The sequence below is a fragment of the Vibrio sp. NH-7 genome (genome assembly GCF_053643215.1).
Genome location: NZ_CM132187.1, coordinates 2,192,548 through 2,207,494, shown reverse-complemented (window position 1 = coordinate 2,207,494; position 14,947 = coordinate 2,192,548). Strand labels below are relative to the sequence as shown.

The 14,947-nt window shown below is 46.7% G+C and carries 10 protein-coding genes and 20 tRNA genes; 5 read left to right on the top strand and 25 right to left on the bottom strand.

Going from position 1 to position 14,947, the window contains the following annotated elements:
• The first annotated feature begins 35 nt into the window (after positions 1-35).
• From flgK to ACUALS_RS10175, 4 genes are all read left to right on the top strand, one after another.
• Positions 36-1,910 carry a flagellar hook-associated protein FlgK gene (gene flgK, locus ACUALS_RS10190; protein ID WP_454448303.1) on the top strand — a complete coding sequence of 625 codons (1,875 nt, stop codon included), beginning with the start codon at positions 36-38 and terminating at the stop codon, positions 1,908-1,910.
• Between the two features lie 9 nt (positions 1,911-1,919).
• Positions 1,920-3,113 (top strand): flagellar hook-associated protein FlgL, encoded by a 1,194-nt coding sequence (gene flgL / locus ACUALS_RS10185; RefSeq protein ID WP_334474990.1) that lies wholly within the window; start codon positions 1,920-1,922, stop codon positions 3,111-3,113.
• Between the two features lie 360 nt (positions 3,114-3,473).
• Positions 3,474-4,613, top strand: a complete 1,140-nt coding sequence (locus ACUALS_RS10180) for a flagellin (protein WP_038139742.1) — start codon at positions 3,474-3,476, stop codon at positions 4,611-4,613.
• A gap of 538 nt (positions 4,614-5,151) precedes the next feature.
• A complete protein-coding gene (locus tag ACUALS_RS10175) occupies positions 5,152-6,285 on the top strand; it encodes a flagellin (protein ID WP_005474783.1) in 1,134 nt (377 codons plus the stop codon).
• A gap of 135 nt (positions 6,286-6,420) precedes the next feature.
• On the opposite strand, the gene ACUALS_RS10170 is transcribed toward ACUALS_RS10175, so the two are convergent.
• The 25 genes from ACUALS_RS10170 to lolB form a co-directional block, all read right to left on the bottom strand.
• Positions 6,421-6,505 (bottom strand) — tRNA-Leu (locus ACUALS_RS10170).
• A gap of 52 nt (positions 6,506-6,557) precedes the next feature.
• Positions 6,558-6,634, bottom strand: a tRNA-Met gene (locus tag ACUALS_RS10165).
• A 2-nt stretch (positions 6,635-6,636) separates the two neighbouring features.
• Positions 6,637-6,721, bottom strand: a tRNA-Leu gene (locus ACUALS_RS10160).
• Positions 6,722-6,785: 64 nt separating this feature from the next.
• Positions 6,786-6,870: transfer RNA gene (locus ACUALS_RS10155), tRNA-Leu, on the bottom strand.
• 48 nt (positions 6,871-6,918) lie between these two features.
• A tRNA-Met gene (locus tag ACUALS_RS10150) sits at positions 6,919-6,995 on the bottom strand.
• 2 nt (positions 6,996-6,997) lie between these two features.
• Positions 6,998-7,082: transfer RNA gene (locus tag ACUALS_RS10145), tRNA-Leu, on the bottom strand.
• Between the two features lie 126 nt (positions 7,083-7,208).
• Positions 7,209-7,283 (bottom strand) — tRNA-Gln (locus ACUALS_RS10140).
• A gap of 25 nt (positions 7,284-7,308) precedes the next feature.
• Positions 7,309-7,393 (bottom strand) — tRNA-Leu (locus tag ACUALS_RS10135).
• A 51-nt stretch (positions 7,394-7,444) separates the two neighbouring features.
• A tRNA-Gln gene (locus ACUALS_RS10130) sits at positions 7,445-7,519 on the bottom strand.
• Positions 7,520-7,544: 25 nt separating this feature from the next.
• Positions 7,545-7,629 (bottom strand) — tRNA-Leu (locus ACUALS_RS10125).
• Positions 7,630-7,680: 51 nt separating this feature from the next.
• Positions 7,681-7,755 (bottom strand) — tRNA-Gln (locus ACUALS_RS10120).
• Positions 7,756-7,784: 29 nt separating this feature from the next.
• A tRNA-Leu gene (locus tag ACUALS_RS10115) sits at positions 7,785-7,869 on the bottom strand.
• A gap of 126 nt (positions 7,870-7,995) precedes the next feature.
• A tRNA-Gln gene (locus tag ACUALS_RS10110) sits at positions 7,996-8,070 on the bottom strand.
• Between the two features lie 29 nt (positions 8,071-8,099).
• A tRNA-Leu gene (locus tag ACUALS_RS10105) sits at positions 8,100-8,184 on the bottom strand.
• Between the two features lie 51 nt (positions 8,185-8,235).
• Positions 8,236-8,310: transfer RNA gene (locus tag ACUALS_RS10100), tRNA-Gln, on the bottom strand.
• Between the two features lie 25 nt (positions 8,311-8,335).
• A tRNA-Leu gene (locus tag ACUALS_RS10095) sits at positions 8,336-8,420 on the bottom strand.
• Positions 8,421-8,472: 52 nt separating this feature from the next.
• Positions 8,473-8,549: transfer RNA gene (locus tag ACUALS_RS10090), tRNA-Met, on the bottom strand.
• A gap of 78 nt (positions 8,550-8,627) precedes the next feature.
• Positions 8,628-8,702, bottom strand: a tRNA-Gln gene (locus tag ACUALS_RS10085).
• A 28-nt stretch (positions 8,703-8,730) separates the two neighbouring features.
• Positions 8,731-8,815: transfer RNA gene (locus tag ACUALS_RS10080), tRNA-Leu, on the bottom strand.
• Between the two features lie 37 nt (positions 8,816-8,852).
• Positions 8,853-8,929: transfer RNA gene (locus ACUALS_RS10075), tRNA-Met, on the bottom strand.
• Positions 8,930-9,197: 268 nt separating this feature from the next.
• The gene (gene ychF, locus ACUALS_RS10070; RefSeq protein ID WP_038133789.1) at positions 9,198-10,289 is read right to left on the bottom strand and encodes a redox-regulated ATPase YchF; all 1,092 of its coding nucleotides are present in this window, start codon (positions 10,287-10,289) and stop codon (positions 9,198-9,200) included.
• Between the two features lie 10 nt (positions 10,290-10,299).
• On the bottom strand, positions 10,300-10,890 hold the full coding sequence (gene pth, locus ACUALS_RS10065; RefSeq protein ID WP_038133790.1) for an aminoacyl-tRNA hydrolase: 591 nt from the start codon (positions 10,888-10,890) through the stop codon (positions 10,300-10,302).
• A gap of 146 nt (positions 10,891-11,036) precedes the next feature.
• Positions 11,037-11,981 (bottom strand): ribose-phosphate pyrophosphokinase, encoded by a 945-nt coding sequence (locus tag ACUALS_RS10060; protein ID WP_038133791.1) that lies wholly within the window; start codon positions 11,979-11,981, stop codon positions 11,037-11,039.
• 29 nt (positions 11,982-12,010) lie between these two features.
• Entirely contained in the window at positions 12,011-12,883 is an 873-nt protein-coding gene (ispE, locus tag ACUALS_RS10055; protein WP_454449247.1) for a 4-(cytidine 5'-diphospho)-2-C-methyl-D-erythritol kinase, read from the bottom strand.
• Positions 12,880-13,497, bottom strand: a complete 618-nt coding sequence (gene lolB / locus ACUALS_RS10050) for a lipoprotein insertase outer membrane protein LolB (protein ID WP_454448302.1) — start codon at positions 13,495-13,497, stop codon at positions 12,880-12,882. The genes ispE and lolB overlap by 4 nt, the downstream gene beginning before the upstream one ends.
• Positions 13,498-13,657: 160 nt before the next feature.
• On the opposite strand from lolB, the gene hemA reads away from it, so the two are divergent.
• The gene (gene hemA, locus ACUALS_RS10045) at positions 13,658-14,914 is read left to right on the top strand and encodes a glutamyl-tRNA reductase (protein WP_454448301.1); all 1,257 of its coding nucleotides are present in this window, start codon (positions 13,658-13,660) and stop codon (positions 14,912-14,914) included.
• Positions 14,915-14,947: the final 33 nt, after the last annotated feature.

Sequence of the window (14,947 nt, the reverse complement as noted above, 5' to 3'; positions counted from 1 at the left end):
TTAACACTGATTTTTAAAGGTTTCTTGGGGGCAATATGGCGTCTGATCTACTGAGTTTAGGTTCACAAAGTGTCCTTACGGCTCAGAGACAACTCAACACTACTGGCCATAACATCTCTAATGCAAATACAGAGGGTTACAGCCGTCAGTCTGTGGTGCAGGGGACAAATATACCGCGTCAATACGGTGGGGAAACCTACGGTATGGGTGTCCACGTGGAAAAAGTTCGCCGCTCATGGGATCAGTTTGCCGTTAACGAACTCAATATGTCCACCACGAACCATGCCCACAAACTGGATGATGAAGCTAATCTAGAGATGCTGTCAAACATGCTCTCTTCCGTTTCTTCGAAAAAGATTCCTGAAAACATCAATGAGTGGTTTGATGCGGTTAAGTCATTGGCCGATTCACCGAACGATGTGGGTGCACGTAAAGTGGTGCTTGAGAAATCAACGCTGATCACCCAAAACCTCAATGACTTCCACGAAACCGTTCGCCGCCAATCAGACGTAACGAATAAAAAGCTTGATTTGGGTATTGAGCGAATCAACCAGCTTGCGCTTGAGATTCGTGATATCCACCGCTTAATGATGCGTACTCCTGGGCCTCATAACGACTTTATGGATCAACATGAAAAGCTCATCAACGAGCTTTCTGAATACACCAAAGTCACGGTCACACCTCGTAAAAATGCAGAGGGGTTCAATGTCCACATTGGCAATGGTCACACGCTCGTTTCGGGAACGGAAGCCAGTAAGTTAACCATGATTGATGGTTATCCTGATGTTCACGAACACCGCCTAGCAATGATTGAAGGTAAAGGTATCAAGGCCATTACCTCAAAAGACATTGATGGAAAACTGGGCGCGATGCTAACCATGAGGGATGAAAAAATTCCTCAGCTAATGGATGAGCTCGGCAAGATGGCCGCCGCGTTTTCATACGACATCAACAAACTACAGTCGCAAGGTTTAGATCTTCGCGGTGACATTGGTGGCCTCATTTTTACTGATGTGAACTCAGATATTATTGCTGAGTCTCGTGTCGTGACATCGTCAAAATCGCAGGCTGACCTTGCGGTGTACATCGAAGATACCAGTCAGCTTGTGGCGGGTGAATATTCACTGCAGTACAGCGGTGGTGACTACTACATAACTCGACCAAGTGGTGAGCAGTTTGTGGTTCCAGTCGTCGATGATGCCATCACTTTAGATGGGATTCGGATTGATATTCGTCAAGACCTGGCTGCGGGGGAACGCGTACTGATTCGTCCTACCCGTAACTCAGCGGCGCAAATCAAAATGGAAACCAACGACCCATCGCATATTGCCGCCCAAAGCTATGAAGCCTCGACAACGTTCGCTCAAGGTAGCGCGAAGTTTCGTATTGACGAGGTGGGGGACTTGCGTGAGTTCGAGGTTATCGTTTCACCCGATGGGAAGCAGTTTGCCGTTACTGACACGAAAGGCAAAATTCTCATGCAGCCGCAAGACTATCCGCCTTCTGGCCCTGTGACGGTTCAAAACACCACCTTTGAACTCACCGGTGGCGCGTTGCCGAACGATAAGTTTACGGCAAACCTTGTCCCATCTGAGGGTGACAACGGCAACTTGCTAAAAATGCAAAATATCCAGACAGAGAAAAAGCTCAACGATGGCGAGTCGACCATTCTGGACATTTACCACAACTTAAATACCGATGTGGGCTTGCAGATGTCGACGGCATCACGACTAACGGACGTATCACGCTTGGAGAAAGAGGCTGCGCAGGAGCGTGTCGCATCAATCTCTGGCGTAAACCTAGATGAAGAAGCGGCAAACATGATGAAGTTCCAACAAGCTTATATGGCTTCTTCACGCATCATGCAGGCGGCAAACGACACCTTTAATACCATTTTGGCGTTGAGATAGGAGGGGTAAATGTTGAATCGTATTTCCAGTTTTCATAACTACCAATCCGTGCAAAACGATTTGCGCCGCCAAGAAGGTAAGGTGCATCACAATCAAGCGCAGCTAGCATCGGGTAAAAAGTTAATGAAAGCGAGCGATGATCCGCTTGCGACGCATTACATTCAAAATATTGGCCAACAAAAAGAGCAGCTTCGCCAATACAGTGACGCCATTGTGTTAACTCGTAATCGCCTTGAACACCATGAAGTGATCATCTCTAACGCAGAAGAGTTTGCGGATGAAGCTAAGCGTACGGTCATGGAAATGATCAACGGTGCCTTATCTCCGGAAGACCGCTTTGCTAAACGTCGTGAGATTGAAGAGATAGCAAACAACTTCCTCAATTTGGTGAATGTTCAAGATGAGTCGGGTAACTACATTTTTGCCGGGACTAAGCCAAAGAATCAGCCATTTTTCCGCGACAAAGATGCGGAAGTGGTTTACGCCGGTGATGACTATCAGCGCAAAATGAAGATTTCAAACAGTCTTGAAATGCCAATCAATGACCCAGGCAGCAAGCTGTTCATGGAGATCGATAATCCCTTTGGTGATTTCTCTCCAAAGTACGACTTACAAGAAGCCTCTGAACTATTGCTAGAGCGCGCGATTAATTTGAATCCCGATGATCAGTCTAGTTACAAAGTGACGTTCGTTGATATGCCCAATGGCAAGTATGGGTATCAGCTTGAGCGTGATGGCTCGGTTGTACAAGCCGACACGTTTGACCCGAGTAAGGGGATCAAATATGAAGATGTCACGATTCAAGTGAAAGGTCAGATTACGAAAGGGGATGCGATCGAGTTAGAGCCGCGTCGTACCTACAGTATTTTTGAAACCTTCAAAGAGGCGATGGACTTGTCGTCTGGTTCGGTCTCTGACTCATCGAACACAGCGCAGCTTCATCAAGTGACTCAAGAATTCCACGCGGCGTTCATTCATTTGAACAAAGCGAGAACCGATGTGGGTGCTCGATTGAATACGCTTGATATTCAAGAAGAGCAACACGCGGACTTTGAAATGACGCTGGCCAAGTCGAAAAGTAACTTTGAAGACTTGGACTATGCGGCGGCGATTATCGAGTTCAATGAGAACTCGCGAGCTTTGCAAGCGTCACAACAAGCGTTTGGTAAAACAAAAGACCTAACCTTGTTCAACTACATCTAGTGTGGTTGAGCGCCTTAAGTGCAATGCCTTAAGCGCAATAGCCAACCCTGAGGAGTACGGAGCGTTCGCTACGGCAATCAGGTGGCAAGTGAGCGGCAAAACCATTGCCGTTCAGAATGGATAAAAAACAAACTAAAGAACTAGTCGTATTTGAGTTGCTTTAAGTTGTTGATTAAACGTAATTAAATAAATTTATCGATGTTTTTCTAAACTTGGCACACAACTTGAATTGTTCTGAGTAGAGTGAAAAACACGTTTTAAGCAGTTGTCTGCTTAGCAAGGCATTTACGGTCAGTGCTTCCAAATGAGATTAAGCTGGCCGCTTCGCAAGCACTTGCGAACTCACTAGGAGAGCAAATTATGACCATAACAGTAAATACTAACGTATCGGCAATGACCGCACAGCGTTATTTGAACAAAGCGACAGGTGACTTGAATACTTCAATGGAACGCTTGTCGTCAGGCCAACAGATCAACAGTGCGAAAGATGATGCGGCGGGTCTGCAAATCTCCAACCGCTTAACAGCACAGTCTCGTGGTCTGGATGTTGCGATGCGTAACGCCAACGATGGTATCTCGATTGCGCAAACGGCTGAAGGTGCGATGAACGAATCGACAGCCATTCTGCAACGTATGCGTGACCTTTCGCTACAATCTGCCAACGGTACTAACTCAGATTCTGAACGTACTGCGATCAATGAAGAGGTGTCGGCGCTACAAGACGAGCTAAACCGTATCGCGGAAACCACATCTTTCGGTGGTCGTAAGCTACTCAACGGTACGTTTGGTGAGGCGTCATTCCAAATCGGTGCGAGTTCTGGTGAGGCTATCATCATGGGCTTAACAAGCATCCGTGCTGATGACTTCCGTATGGGCGGTCAAAGCTTTATCTCTGAGCAAGGGAAAGGCAAAGACTGGGGCGTACCGGCAAATGCGCGAGACCTAAAGCTTGAGTTCACAGGTAAAGATGGTGATCTGGTTACTATCGATATCTTGGCGAAAGACGGTGACGATATCGAGGAGTTGGCCACTTACATCAACGGTCAGACTGATCTGGTAAAAGCGTCTGTCGATGAGGAAGGCAAACTGCAACTCTTCGCATCTCAAGCTGAGCTTAAGAGTGACCTAAGTATCTCTGGTGGTCTAGCGGGTGAGCTGGGTCTCAATGGTGGTCCTGGTGTTCAAACTACCGTTCAGAGTATTGATGTAAGAAGTGTGGGTGGTGCACAAAATGCGGTTGGTATTATCGACTCGGCGCTACAGTATGTTGATTCTCAGCGTGCTGACCTGGGTGCGAAACAAAACCGACTAAGCCACAGTATCAACAACCTGGCTAACATCCAGGAAAACGTAGAGGCATCAAACAGCCGAATTCGCGATACAGACTTCGCGAAAGAAACAACGGCGATGACCAAAGCACAAATTCTGCAACAAGCTGGTACTTCGATATTGGCTCAAGCAAAACAGTTGCCGAACTCTGCAATGTCACTATTGCAGTAGTAGCAATATGCTTCACTAGCGTAATCCCAGACGTGGGGCTAGTGAGGAAATTGCGGCAAGCATAGGTTAGCGTTTAAGAGGCTCTCTCTCACACCCTGTCTCTCAATCGTGATGCCTATGTGACAAATAGCCAAGCTATGATCATTTCTCTCGATCTCCACATTGCATGGCTACCCTCTAGCCCCGGTTCTCTCAAAGGAAAAGGGGCTTTTCTTTACCTGTAATCTACGTTCCTAGTGCTGTTTCCATCACTTTCGCACCAACACCGAGATCTGTTGCGGTCATCTCCATCCAGTCTTGTTCGATAATGTCACCCGACCAATTTGGGCAAAACTTTAGCATCAAATTTCATATTTATTTATTCGATCATACTTTCAATGATATAGACCGAAACTGCCTATTTAATCCGCTTTTTGCTCTAAAGTTGAGCAATTAATTGTCGCTATAGAAGTTACTTTGAGAGAACTCATTGGTTTTCCGAGACGTCGGAAAGCTTGACCGAAGTTCCGGTAACGGAAAATCAATAGGAGAGACCACTATGGCGGTTAATGTAAATACCAACGTTGCAGCGATGACAGCACAAAGACACTTGAATGCCGCGTCCAATGCTCAACAAACTTCAATGGAAAGACTATCTTCTGGATTTAAGATCAACAGCGCAAAAGATGATGCTGCAGGTCTACAGATCTCCAATCGATTGAACGTTCAAAGCCGAGGTTTGGATGTTGCCGTTCGAAATGCTAATGATGGTATTTCGATGGCGCAAACAGCGGAAGGTGCGATGAACGAGACAACGAACATTCTTCAACGTATGCGTGACTTGTCACTTCAATCTGCTAACGGCTCAAACTCCAAGTCTGAACGTGTCGCGATCCAAGAAGAGATCACTGCTCTGAATGATGAGCTCAATCGTATTGCTGAAACCACGTCGTTTGGTGGCAATAAATTGCTTAACGGTACCTTCGCAACCAAATCGTTCCAGATTGGTGCGGACAATGGTGAAGCCGTGATGTTGACAATGAAAAACATGCGTAGCGACAACACCATGATGGGCGGCAATAGTTATGTTGCCGCAAATGGACAAGATGCCGACTGGGCCGTTCAAAGTGGTGCTAACGACTTGACCATCACGTTAACGGACAAATTTGGTGAAGAGCAAAATATCGAGATCAATGCAAAAGCGGGTGATGATATTGAAGAGCTTGCTACTTATATCAACGGTCAAACCGACTTTGTGAAAGCGTCTGTTGATGAAGATGGCCAACTGCAGTTGTTTACCGATAACAACAAAGTAGAGGGTGCTGCGACGTTTGGAGGCAGCTTAGCGGGCGATCTTGACATTGGTGCGGCACAGGCAGTCACCGTGGATACCATTGATGTGAGAAGCGTTGGTGGCGCTCAGCAGTCTGTGGCGATTGTTGATGCAGCACTTAAATTTGTTGATAGCCATCGCGCAGAGCTCGGTGCTTTCCAAAACCGATTTAATCATGCGATCAATAACTTAGATAACATTAACGAAAATGTGAACGCGTCTAAGAGCCGAATCAAAGATACCGATTTTGCTAAAGAGACAACGGCACTGACCAAGTCTCAGATCTTGACTCAAGCATCAAGTTCAGTGTTAGCTCAAGCAAAGCAAGCGCCCAACTCAGCGTTGGGGCTTTTAGGCTAAGGAAATAATCGTTAGCAATCTAAAGTCATGACTCTAAAATAAAAAACCAGCTTCGGCTGGTTTTTTTTGATATAGAGTAATTCCCAAAGCTCAAATAAGCGAAAACCCAGCTAAAAAGCTGGGTTTTCTGAATAATGGTGCGGAAGGAGAGACTTGAACTCTCACACCTTGCGGCGCCAGAACCTAAATCTGGTGCGTCTACCAATTCCGCCACTTCCGCAACAAATTTGTATTCATAGTGCTAATTGGTAAAAGCAGTATGAAATTGTAAATGGTGGCTACGACGGGATTCGAACCTGTGACCCCATCATTATGAGTGATGTGCTCTAACCAGCTGAGCTACGTAGCCAATGGTGCGGAAGGAGAGACTTGAACTCTCACACCTTGCGGCGCCAGAACCTAAATCTGGTGCGTCTACCAATTCCGCCACTTCCGCACAAATTTGTATTCATAATGCTAATTGGTAAAAGCAGCATGAAGTTGTCTATTAGTATTCAAGATGGTGCGGAAGGAGAGACTTGAACTCTCACACCTTGCGGCGCCAGAACCTAAATCTGGTGCGTCTACCAATTCCGCCACTTCCGCATCTTGAAACTACTTGGTGATCAGCAAAAAGCTAAAAACCGAAATTAATGGTGGCTACGACGGGATTCGAACCTGTGACCCCATCATTATGAGTGATGTGCTCTAACCAGCTGAGCTACGTAGCCAATGGTGCGGAAGGAGAGACTTGAACTCTCACACCTTGCGGCGCCAGAACCTAAATCTGGTGCGTCTACCAATTCCGCCACTTCCGCATCAATTTGTATTCATATCGCTAATTGGTAAAAGCGCTATGAAGTTGTAATGGCAGGCTACTTAGAGCCGAACCAGGGACAATGGAGGAGACATCAAAAGATGTTGTCCACTGAACCTATAAATAATGGCAGGGCTACCTGGATTCGAACCAGGGAATGGCGGCATCAAAAGCCGCTGCCTTACCGCTTGGCGATAGCCCTACAAGATTCTAACGAATCAAAATAATGGTGCGGAAGGAGAGACTTGAACTCTCACACCTTGCGGCGCCAGAACCTAAATCTGGTGCGTCTACCAATTCCGCCACTTCCGCATCAACTTATAGTCATTACTGATAATTGGAAAATCAATAAGACGTTGTATATGGCAGGGCTACCTGGATTCGAACCAGGGAATGGCGGCATCAAAAGCCGCTGCCTTACCGCTTGGCGATAGCCCTACAAGATTCTAACGAATCAAAATAATGGTGCGGAAGGAGAGACTTGAACTCTCACACCTTGCGGCGCCAGAACCTAAATCTGGTGCGTCTACCAATTCCGCCACTTCCGCATCAATTTATAGTCATTACTGATAATTGGAAAATCAATAAGACGTTGTATATGGCAGGTCTACCTGGATTCGAACCAGGGAATGGCGGCATCAAAAGCCGCTGCCTTACCGCTTGGCGATAGACCTGCAGTGCTCTATTTCTAGAGACTTAATAATGGTGCGGAAGGAGAGACTTGAACTCTCACACCTTGCGGCGCCAGAACCTAAATCTGGTGCGTCTACCAATTCCGCCACTTCCGCACAAATTTGTATTCATATCGCTAATTGGTAAAAGCGCTATGAAGTTGTAATGGTAGGCTACTTAGAGCCGAACCAGGGACAATGGAGGAGGCATCAAAAGATGTTATCCACTGAACCTATAAATAATGGCAGGTCTACCTGGATTCGAACCAGGGAATGGCGGCATCAAAAGCCGCTGCCTTACCGCTTGGCGATAGACCTGCAGTGCTCTATTTCTAGAGGCTTAATAATGGTGCGGAAGGAGAGACTTGAACTCTCACACCTTGCGGCGCCAGAACCTAAATCTGGTGCGTCTACCAATTCCGCCACTTCCGCATCAATTTATAGTCATTACTGATAATTGGAAAATCAATAAGACGTTGTATATGGCAGGGCTACCTGGATTCGAACCAGGGAATGGCGGCATCAAAAGCCGCTGCCTTACCGCTTGGCGATAGCCCTACAAGATTCTAACGAATCAAAATAATGGTGCGGAAGGAGAGACTTGAACTCTCACACCTTGCGGCGCCAGAACCTAAATCTGGTGCGTCTACCAATTCCGCCACTTCCGCAACAAATTTGTATTCATAGTGCTAATTGGTAAAAGCAGTATGAAATTGTAAATGGTGGCTACGACGGGATTCGAACCTGTGACCCCATCATTATGAGTGATGTGCTCTAACCAGCTGAGCTACGTAGCCACTCGTGAGCGAGACAATATAAACTGTTGCGCTCGTAGTGACAAGCCATTTTTATAATAGGCTTAACACTATCAATAATGGCAGGTCTACCTGGATTCGAACCAGGGAATGGCGGCATCAAAAGCCGCTGCCTTACCGCTTGGCGATAGACCTGCAGCATAGTCATCGAGACTATAAAACATGGTGCGGAAGGAGAGACTTGAACTCTCACACCTTGCGGCGCCAGAACCTAAATCTGGTGCGTCTACCAATTCCGCCACTTCCGCATCTATTCCTAATCATTTTCGTGAAAATGTTTAGGAATGGTGGCTACGACGGGATTCGAACCTGTGACCCCATCATTATGAGTGATGTGCTCTAACCAGCTGAGCTACGTAGCCATACCATGTTGTGGTTCCTTTCAATCCGTAGTCGTCTTGTTGGGAACGGGGCGCATTATGCGAAGTTGAACCAATCACGTCAATAGTTTTTTTGAATAAATCGAGATAAACGGACTGTTCGATTTCTTTTTAAACAAAGAGGCGCGTTAATCATCGAAAACTGATAACAAAATGACAGCAGAACGAACACTTTATTGATGGAATATCTGAAGGAATAAAAAAAGCCAGCATAAGTGCTGGCTTTTAAACTCAATGACTTGAGCGAATATTATACGTTGAAACGGAAGTGAATCACATCACCGTCTTTTACGATGTATTCTTTACCTTCCAAACGCCATTTACCTGCGTCTTTCGCGCCGCTTTCACCGTTAAACTGGATAAAGTCATCGTAGCCAACAACTTCCGCACGAATGAAGCCTTTTTCAAAGTCTGTGTGGATCTTACCCGCCGCTTGTGGTGCTGTCGCGCCTACTGGGATCGTCCATGCACGTACTTCTTTTACACCTGCAGTGAAGTAAGTTTGAAGAGTAAGCAGATCGTAACCTGAGCGGATTACTCGGTTTAGGCCAGGTTCTTCAATCCCCATATCCGCCAAGAATTCTTCGCGGTCTTCATCATCGAGTTCAGACAGCTCAGATTCGATTGCAGCACAAACTGCTACAACCACGTTGTTTTCTTTTTCTGCGTATTCGCGAACCGCATCTAGGTAAGGGTTGTTTTCAAAACCATCTTCATTCACGTTTGCGATGTACATAGTTGGTTTCAGCGTTAGGAAGTTTAGGTAACCAATCGCCGCCAGCTCTTCTTTCGCTAGTTCAACCGTACGAGCCATGCCACCTTCTGTTAATACAGGTAGCAGTTTCTCCAACACAGTCAGTTCAAACTTGGCGTCTTTATCGCCACCTTTTGCTTTCTTCGCATTACGCTGAATGGCACGCTCACAAGAGTCTAGGTCGGCCATTGCAAGCTCAAGGTTGATAACCTCGATGTCTTCGATTGGCGAAACTTTACCCGCAACGTGGACGATGTTTTCGTTTTCAAAACAACGAACAACGTGACCAATCGCGTCTGTTTCACGGATGTTTGCTAGGAACTTGTTCCCTAGGCCTTCACCGCGAGATGCACCCGCTACCAGACCAGCAATGTCAACGAATTCCATTGTTGTTGGTAGAATTTTTTGTGGGTTAACGATTTTCGCTAGCGCGTCCAGACGGAGATCTGGCACAGGCACAACGCCAGTGTTTGGCTCGATAGTACAGAACGGGAAGTTAGCTGCTTCGATGCCCGCTTTAGTTAGTGCGTTGAACAGAGTTGATTTACCAACGTTTGGTAGACCAACGATGCCACATTTAAAACCCATGATAATAACCTTATTCAGCTTTGAACGTGTGTAGACGATTTTGTGCTTTTGATAAGCCATCCTTAATTAGGATGTCGAGGCAACGGACGGATTCGTCAGCGGCCGCATCAAGAAGCTCTTGTTCTTTCGCAGGTGCTTTACCTAACACAAAACCTGCTACTTTATCTTTGTGTCCAGGATGGCCGATACCAATCCTTAAACGATAAAAATCTTTGCAATTGCCAAGTTTACTTATGGTATCGCGAAGGCCGTTGTGACCACCGTGACCACCGCCTTTCTTGAATTTAGCAACACCAGGAGGTAAATCCAGCTCATCGTGGGCAACCATGATCTCTTCTGGTTTGATTTGGTAAAACTTCGCGATGGCTGCGATCGATTTTCCAGAAAGGTTCATAAACGTGGTTGGGATAAGCAGGCGAAGGTCCTGACCGTTCATCATGATGCGTCCAGTTAGCCCAAAAAACTTTGCTTCATTCTTTAGAGTAATGTTGTGGACGCGCGCCAGTTCTTCTACTACCCAAGCCCCTGCATTATGGCGGGTTCTAGCGTATTCTGGCCCCGGATTTGCCAGGCCGACAAGAAGTTTGATCTGTTGACTCAAGGTTAGGATCTCTCTTGGAATCTCAAAAAGCGCCGTATGATAGCACAGATATCTCTCAACGGGCGAGATACGGATACTTTCATTGCGGCAAATAAAAAACACCCCAAAAAGGGGTGTTTTTAAATGTTTGACTAACTTGAACTAAATTAGTTGAACATCGCAGAGATTGACTCTTCGTTGCTGATACGACGGATCGCTTCTGCCAGCATGCGAGATAGGCTTAGGCAAGTGACTTTACCTGTTGCTTCCATCTCTTTTGGTAGCGTGATTGAATCGGTTACGATCACTTGGTCTAGAACAGAGTTGCCAATGTTTTGCGCTGCGTTGCCTGAGAATACAGCGTGAGTCGCGTAAGCAAACACTCGTTTAGCACCGCGCTCTTTTAGCGCTTCTGCTGCCTTACATAGTGTGCCACCTGTATCGATCATGTCATCAACGATGACACAATCACGTCCTTCAACGTCACCGATGAGGTTCATAACTTCAGAGACGTTTGCGCGTGGACGACGCTTGTCAACGATTGCGATATCGATATCACCAAGTGCTTTTGCTGTTGCGCGAGCACGAACAACACCACCAAGGTCTGGAGAAACCACAACAGGGTTCTCTAGGCCGCGAGCCTGCATATCTTCAAGCAGTACAGGTGTACCGAAGATGTTGTCTACAGGAACATCGAAGAAGCCTTGGATTTGTTCTGCGTGAAGGTCGATAGTTAGAACGCGGTCAACGCCAACGTTTGAAAGGAAATCTGCAACAACTTTAGCAGTGATTGGTACACGAGCAGAGCGTACGCGACGGTCTTGGCGAGCGTAACCAAAATAAGGGATAACTGCTGTAATACGGCCCGCTGAAGCGCGGCGCATTGCGTCAATCATCACTACAAGTTCCATTAGGTTGTCGTTAGTTGGTGCACACGTTGATTGGATGATGAAAACATCACTACCACGAACGTTTTCGTTGATTTGCACAGCGACTTCGCCGTCAGAAAAACGAGAAACAGTTGCATCACCAAGAGAGATGTATAGACGATCAGCAATACGTTGGGCTAGTTCAGGTGTAGCGTTACCAGCAAATAGCTTCATATCAGGCACGGTGGAAACCTCAGGGTTGCGTCCAGTTTTTAGATAGATTGTGTGTGGGCCAAGCGGTACTTAGCCAGCGTCTCATGTAGAGGGGAGATGTTTCGCCCTTTAGCTACGAAAGCAGAGACGTTGTCAGGAAGTCTTTGGTAGATGGCTTTCGCTTCGTTTTCGCTGGAAAATTCAGCAAAAACGCACGATCCGGTCCCCGTCAATCTTGACGGCGCGTATTGTAGCAGCCATGAAAGTTGCTTATCAACCTCTTGGTACAGCATTCGAACAATTTTTTCGCAATCGTTTCCGTAATCATGGTTAAGAAGCGTTGTCAGGTCTCGTTTCGGCGTATTTCGAGTCAATTTCGGATGAGTAAATATGTCTACGGTTGCAATGCTCACATTTGGCTTCACGACCAAGTACCATTTCTCGCTCGGAGAGGCTTGAGTCAGTTGCTCACCAACTCCCTCAGCAAAGGCGGCAAAGCCGCGCACAAATACAGGGACATCGGCTCCGAGGTGAAGTCCGATGCTCGCCAGTTCTTCATCGGACAATCCGGTTTGCCACAAATGGTTCAGTGCGACGAGCACGGTTGCTGCGTTGGAAGAGCCTCCACCGATACCACCGCCCATCGGTAAGATTTTATTTAATTGAATATCCGCGCCAAATGTACAATCGGCAGCTTCTTGCAGTGCCCGAGCGGCTTTCCAAATGAGGTTATCTTCTAAAGCAACTCCTGGAATACCAGGTGTCAATGTGATTTCGCCACTGGAGTTTGCAGTGATGCTTAAGCTGTCACCATGGTCGAGAAACTGAAATAGAGTCTGCAATTCGTGGTAGCCATTCTCACGGCGGCCGGTGATGTAGAGAAAAAGATTCAATTTAGCCGGTGAAGGCCAATGTGTCGTTTCCGTGATCATTCGTTTATTTTCCACTTAGATATCACAATATTGATCGAGGTGTCATTTTGAGTCAGTTTGAGTTTTTGTGGCAGTGGCAATGGAACGCCGTCTACTTGTACATCACGATAGTTTAAGTAAGAAAGTTGCCATTGTTGGCCGTTGATTTTTTTCGTCAGTGATAACACGGTGTTGGTGTCGCTGAGTTGGTAGTGGTCTGCCGCGGTGGGTTTGCCCAAAAGCCAATCATTTAATTGCTCAACAGGAAGCGTTAAGCCAGTCAGTTGATAGATCAAGGCTTCTGCACTCGGAGAGGAAAAACTCTGATCATCGTAGGTTTCGACAAACGCACCGGAGGGCGTAATTGTTAAGTTTAAGGCTGTTTGACCAAGGAAGGTGGTCAATCGCAATTGGCTGGATTGAGCGGCGTGTTGCCATTGAAAATTGAGCGATTGACGTTGCTCTGGAGAGATATAGCCCAGTTTCCCACTGGATTGGTATTGTTCGATGGCTGCGAGTCGTTGCTGGTGAGTTTGCCATTCAACATTGGTACTGCTGGTTTCAATACTGGCACAGCCGGATAATACGACAGCGCTCAGCAAACAAATCCAAAGAGGGCGAAATTTCGTCATCATGCGGGTCTTTTGTCCAATTTAAGCCTTGCGTTGGGCGCCACTATATCACTGAAATCACGAACTAATGAAAACATATCCCTAATACCCTTTAATTAAATTGGGCCATCAAGTAAAATTCCGTCCTTATTTGTCCACATCTGATTCAGAGAACTCGCGATACATGTCTTTGCTTGCTATAGGTATCAATCACAACACGGCCTCGGTAGAACTGCGTGAAAAAGTTGCTTTTGGGCCGGAGAAGTTACCTGAAGCACTCAAACAGCTCAGTGATAACCCTGCTGTGAACGGCAGTGTCATTTTATCGACCTGTAACCGCACTGAGATTTATTGCGATGTCAAAGGTGCGGGAAAGAGTAAGCTCATCGACTGGCTGTCTCAGTTCCATGAGGTCAGCCCAGAAGCATTGAAGCCGAGTATTTATACGCATGAAGAGCAAGCGGCTATTCGCCATTTGATGCGTGTCTCATGTGGATTGGATTCTCTGGTTCTTGGTGAACCGCAGATTCTTGGCCAAGTTAAACAAGCCTATTCCGACGCGCGCGATGGCAAAGCCGTTGACTCGGCGATGGAGAAGTTGTTCCAAAAGACATTCTCCGTGGCGAAGCGAGTGCGCACTGAGACTGACATCGGCGGCAATGCGGTATCAGTTGCTTATGCCGCTTGTACGCTAGCAAAACACATTTTTGAATCGTTAGAAGATTCAACGGTATTGCTTGTTGGTGCTGGTGAGACGATCGAGCTGGTTGCCAAGCATTTGTCAGCCAATGGCTGTCGGAAAATGATCGTCGCCAACCGAACCAAGGAGCGCGCTATGCCGCTTGCCGAAGAGTTTGGTGCGCAGATTATAGGTTTACCGGAAATCCCTGACTATCTATCGCAAGCTGATATTGTGATCAGCTCTACGGCAAGTCCATTGCCTATCATTGGTAAAGGTATGGTGGAGAGCGCGCTTAAATCTCGCCGTTACCAACCGATGTTATTGGTCGATATCGCGGTCCCACGTGATATCGAGTCACAGGTGGGGGAGTTAAACGATGCCTATCTGTATACCGTTGATGATCTACAGTCGATCGTCGACAACAACATCGAACAACGCAAAGTCGAAGCCATTCAAGCGGAGGCGATTGTTAGTGAAGAGAGCGCGGCGTTTATGTCGTGGCTTCGTTCATTACAAGCAGTCGATAGTATTCGCGATTATCGCCGCAGCGCCAACGACATTCGAACAGAGCTATTAAACAAAAGTATGCAGTCTCTTGCTGCCGGAGCTGATCCAGAGAAAGTCCTTCTGGAGTTGAGCAATAAGCTCACCAACAAGCTCATTCACGCACCTACACGTGCGTTGCAAAGCGCAGCAGAGCGCGGCGAGCCAGCAAAGCTCGCTATCATTAGACAAAGTTTAGGTCTGGAAGATTGTTAATCTCCCCAAGACTATTCATTACGAACCTGAGTT

Bases quoted from the DNA above. Each gene is read 5' to 3' on its own strand.
- flgK (WP_454448303.1), top strand. From the start codon at position 36: ATGGCGTCTGATCTACTGAGTTTAGGTTCACAAAGTGTCCTTACGGCT.
- flgL (WP_334474990.1), top strand. From the start codon at position 1,920: ATGTTGAATCGTATTTCCAGTTTTCATAACTACCAATCCGTGCAAAAC.
- ACUALS_RS10180 (WP_038139742.1), top strand. From the start codon at position 3,474: ATGACCATAACAGTAAATACTAACGTATCGGCAATGACCGCACAGCGT.
- ACUALS_RS10175 (WP_005474783.1), top strand. From the start codon at position 5,152: ATGGCGGTTAATGTAAATACCAACGTTGCAGCGATGACAGCACAAAGA.
- ychF (WP_038133789.1), bottom strand. From the start codon at position 10,289: ATGGGTTTTAAATGTGGCATCGTTGGTCTACCAAACGTTGGTAAATCA.
- ispE (WP_454449247.1), bottom strand. From the start codon at position 12,883: ATGATCACGGAAACGACACATTGGCCTTCACCGGCTAAATTGAATCTT.
- lolB (WP_454448302.1), bottom strand. From the start codon at position 13,497: ATGATGACGAAATTTCGCCCTCTTTGGATTTGTTTGCTGAGCGCTGTC.
- hemA (WP_454448301.1), top strand. From the start codon at position 13,658: ATGTCTTTGCTTGCTATAGGTATCAATCACAACACGGCCTCGGTAGAA.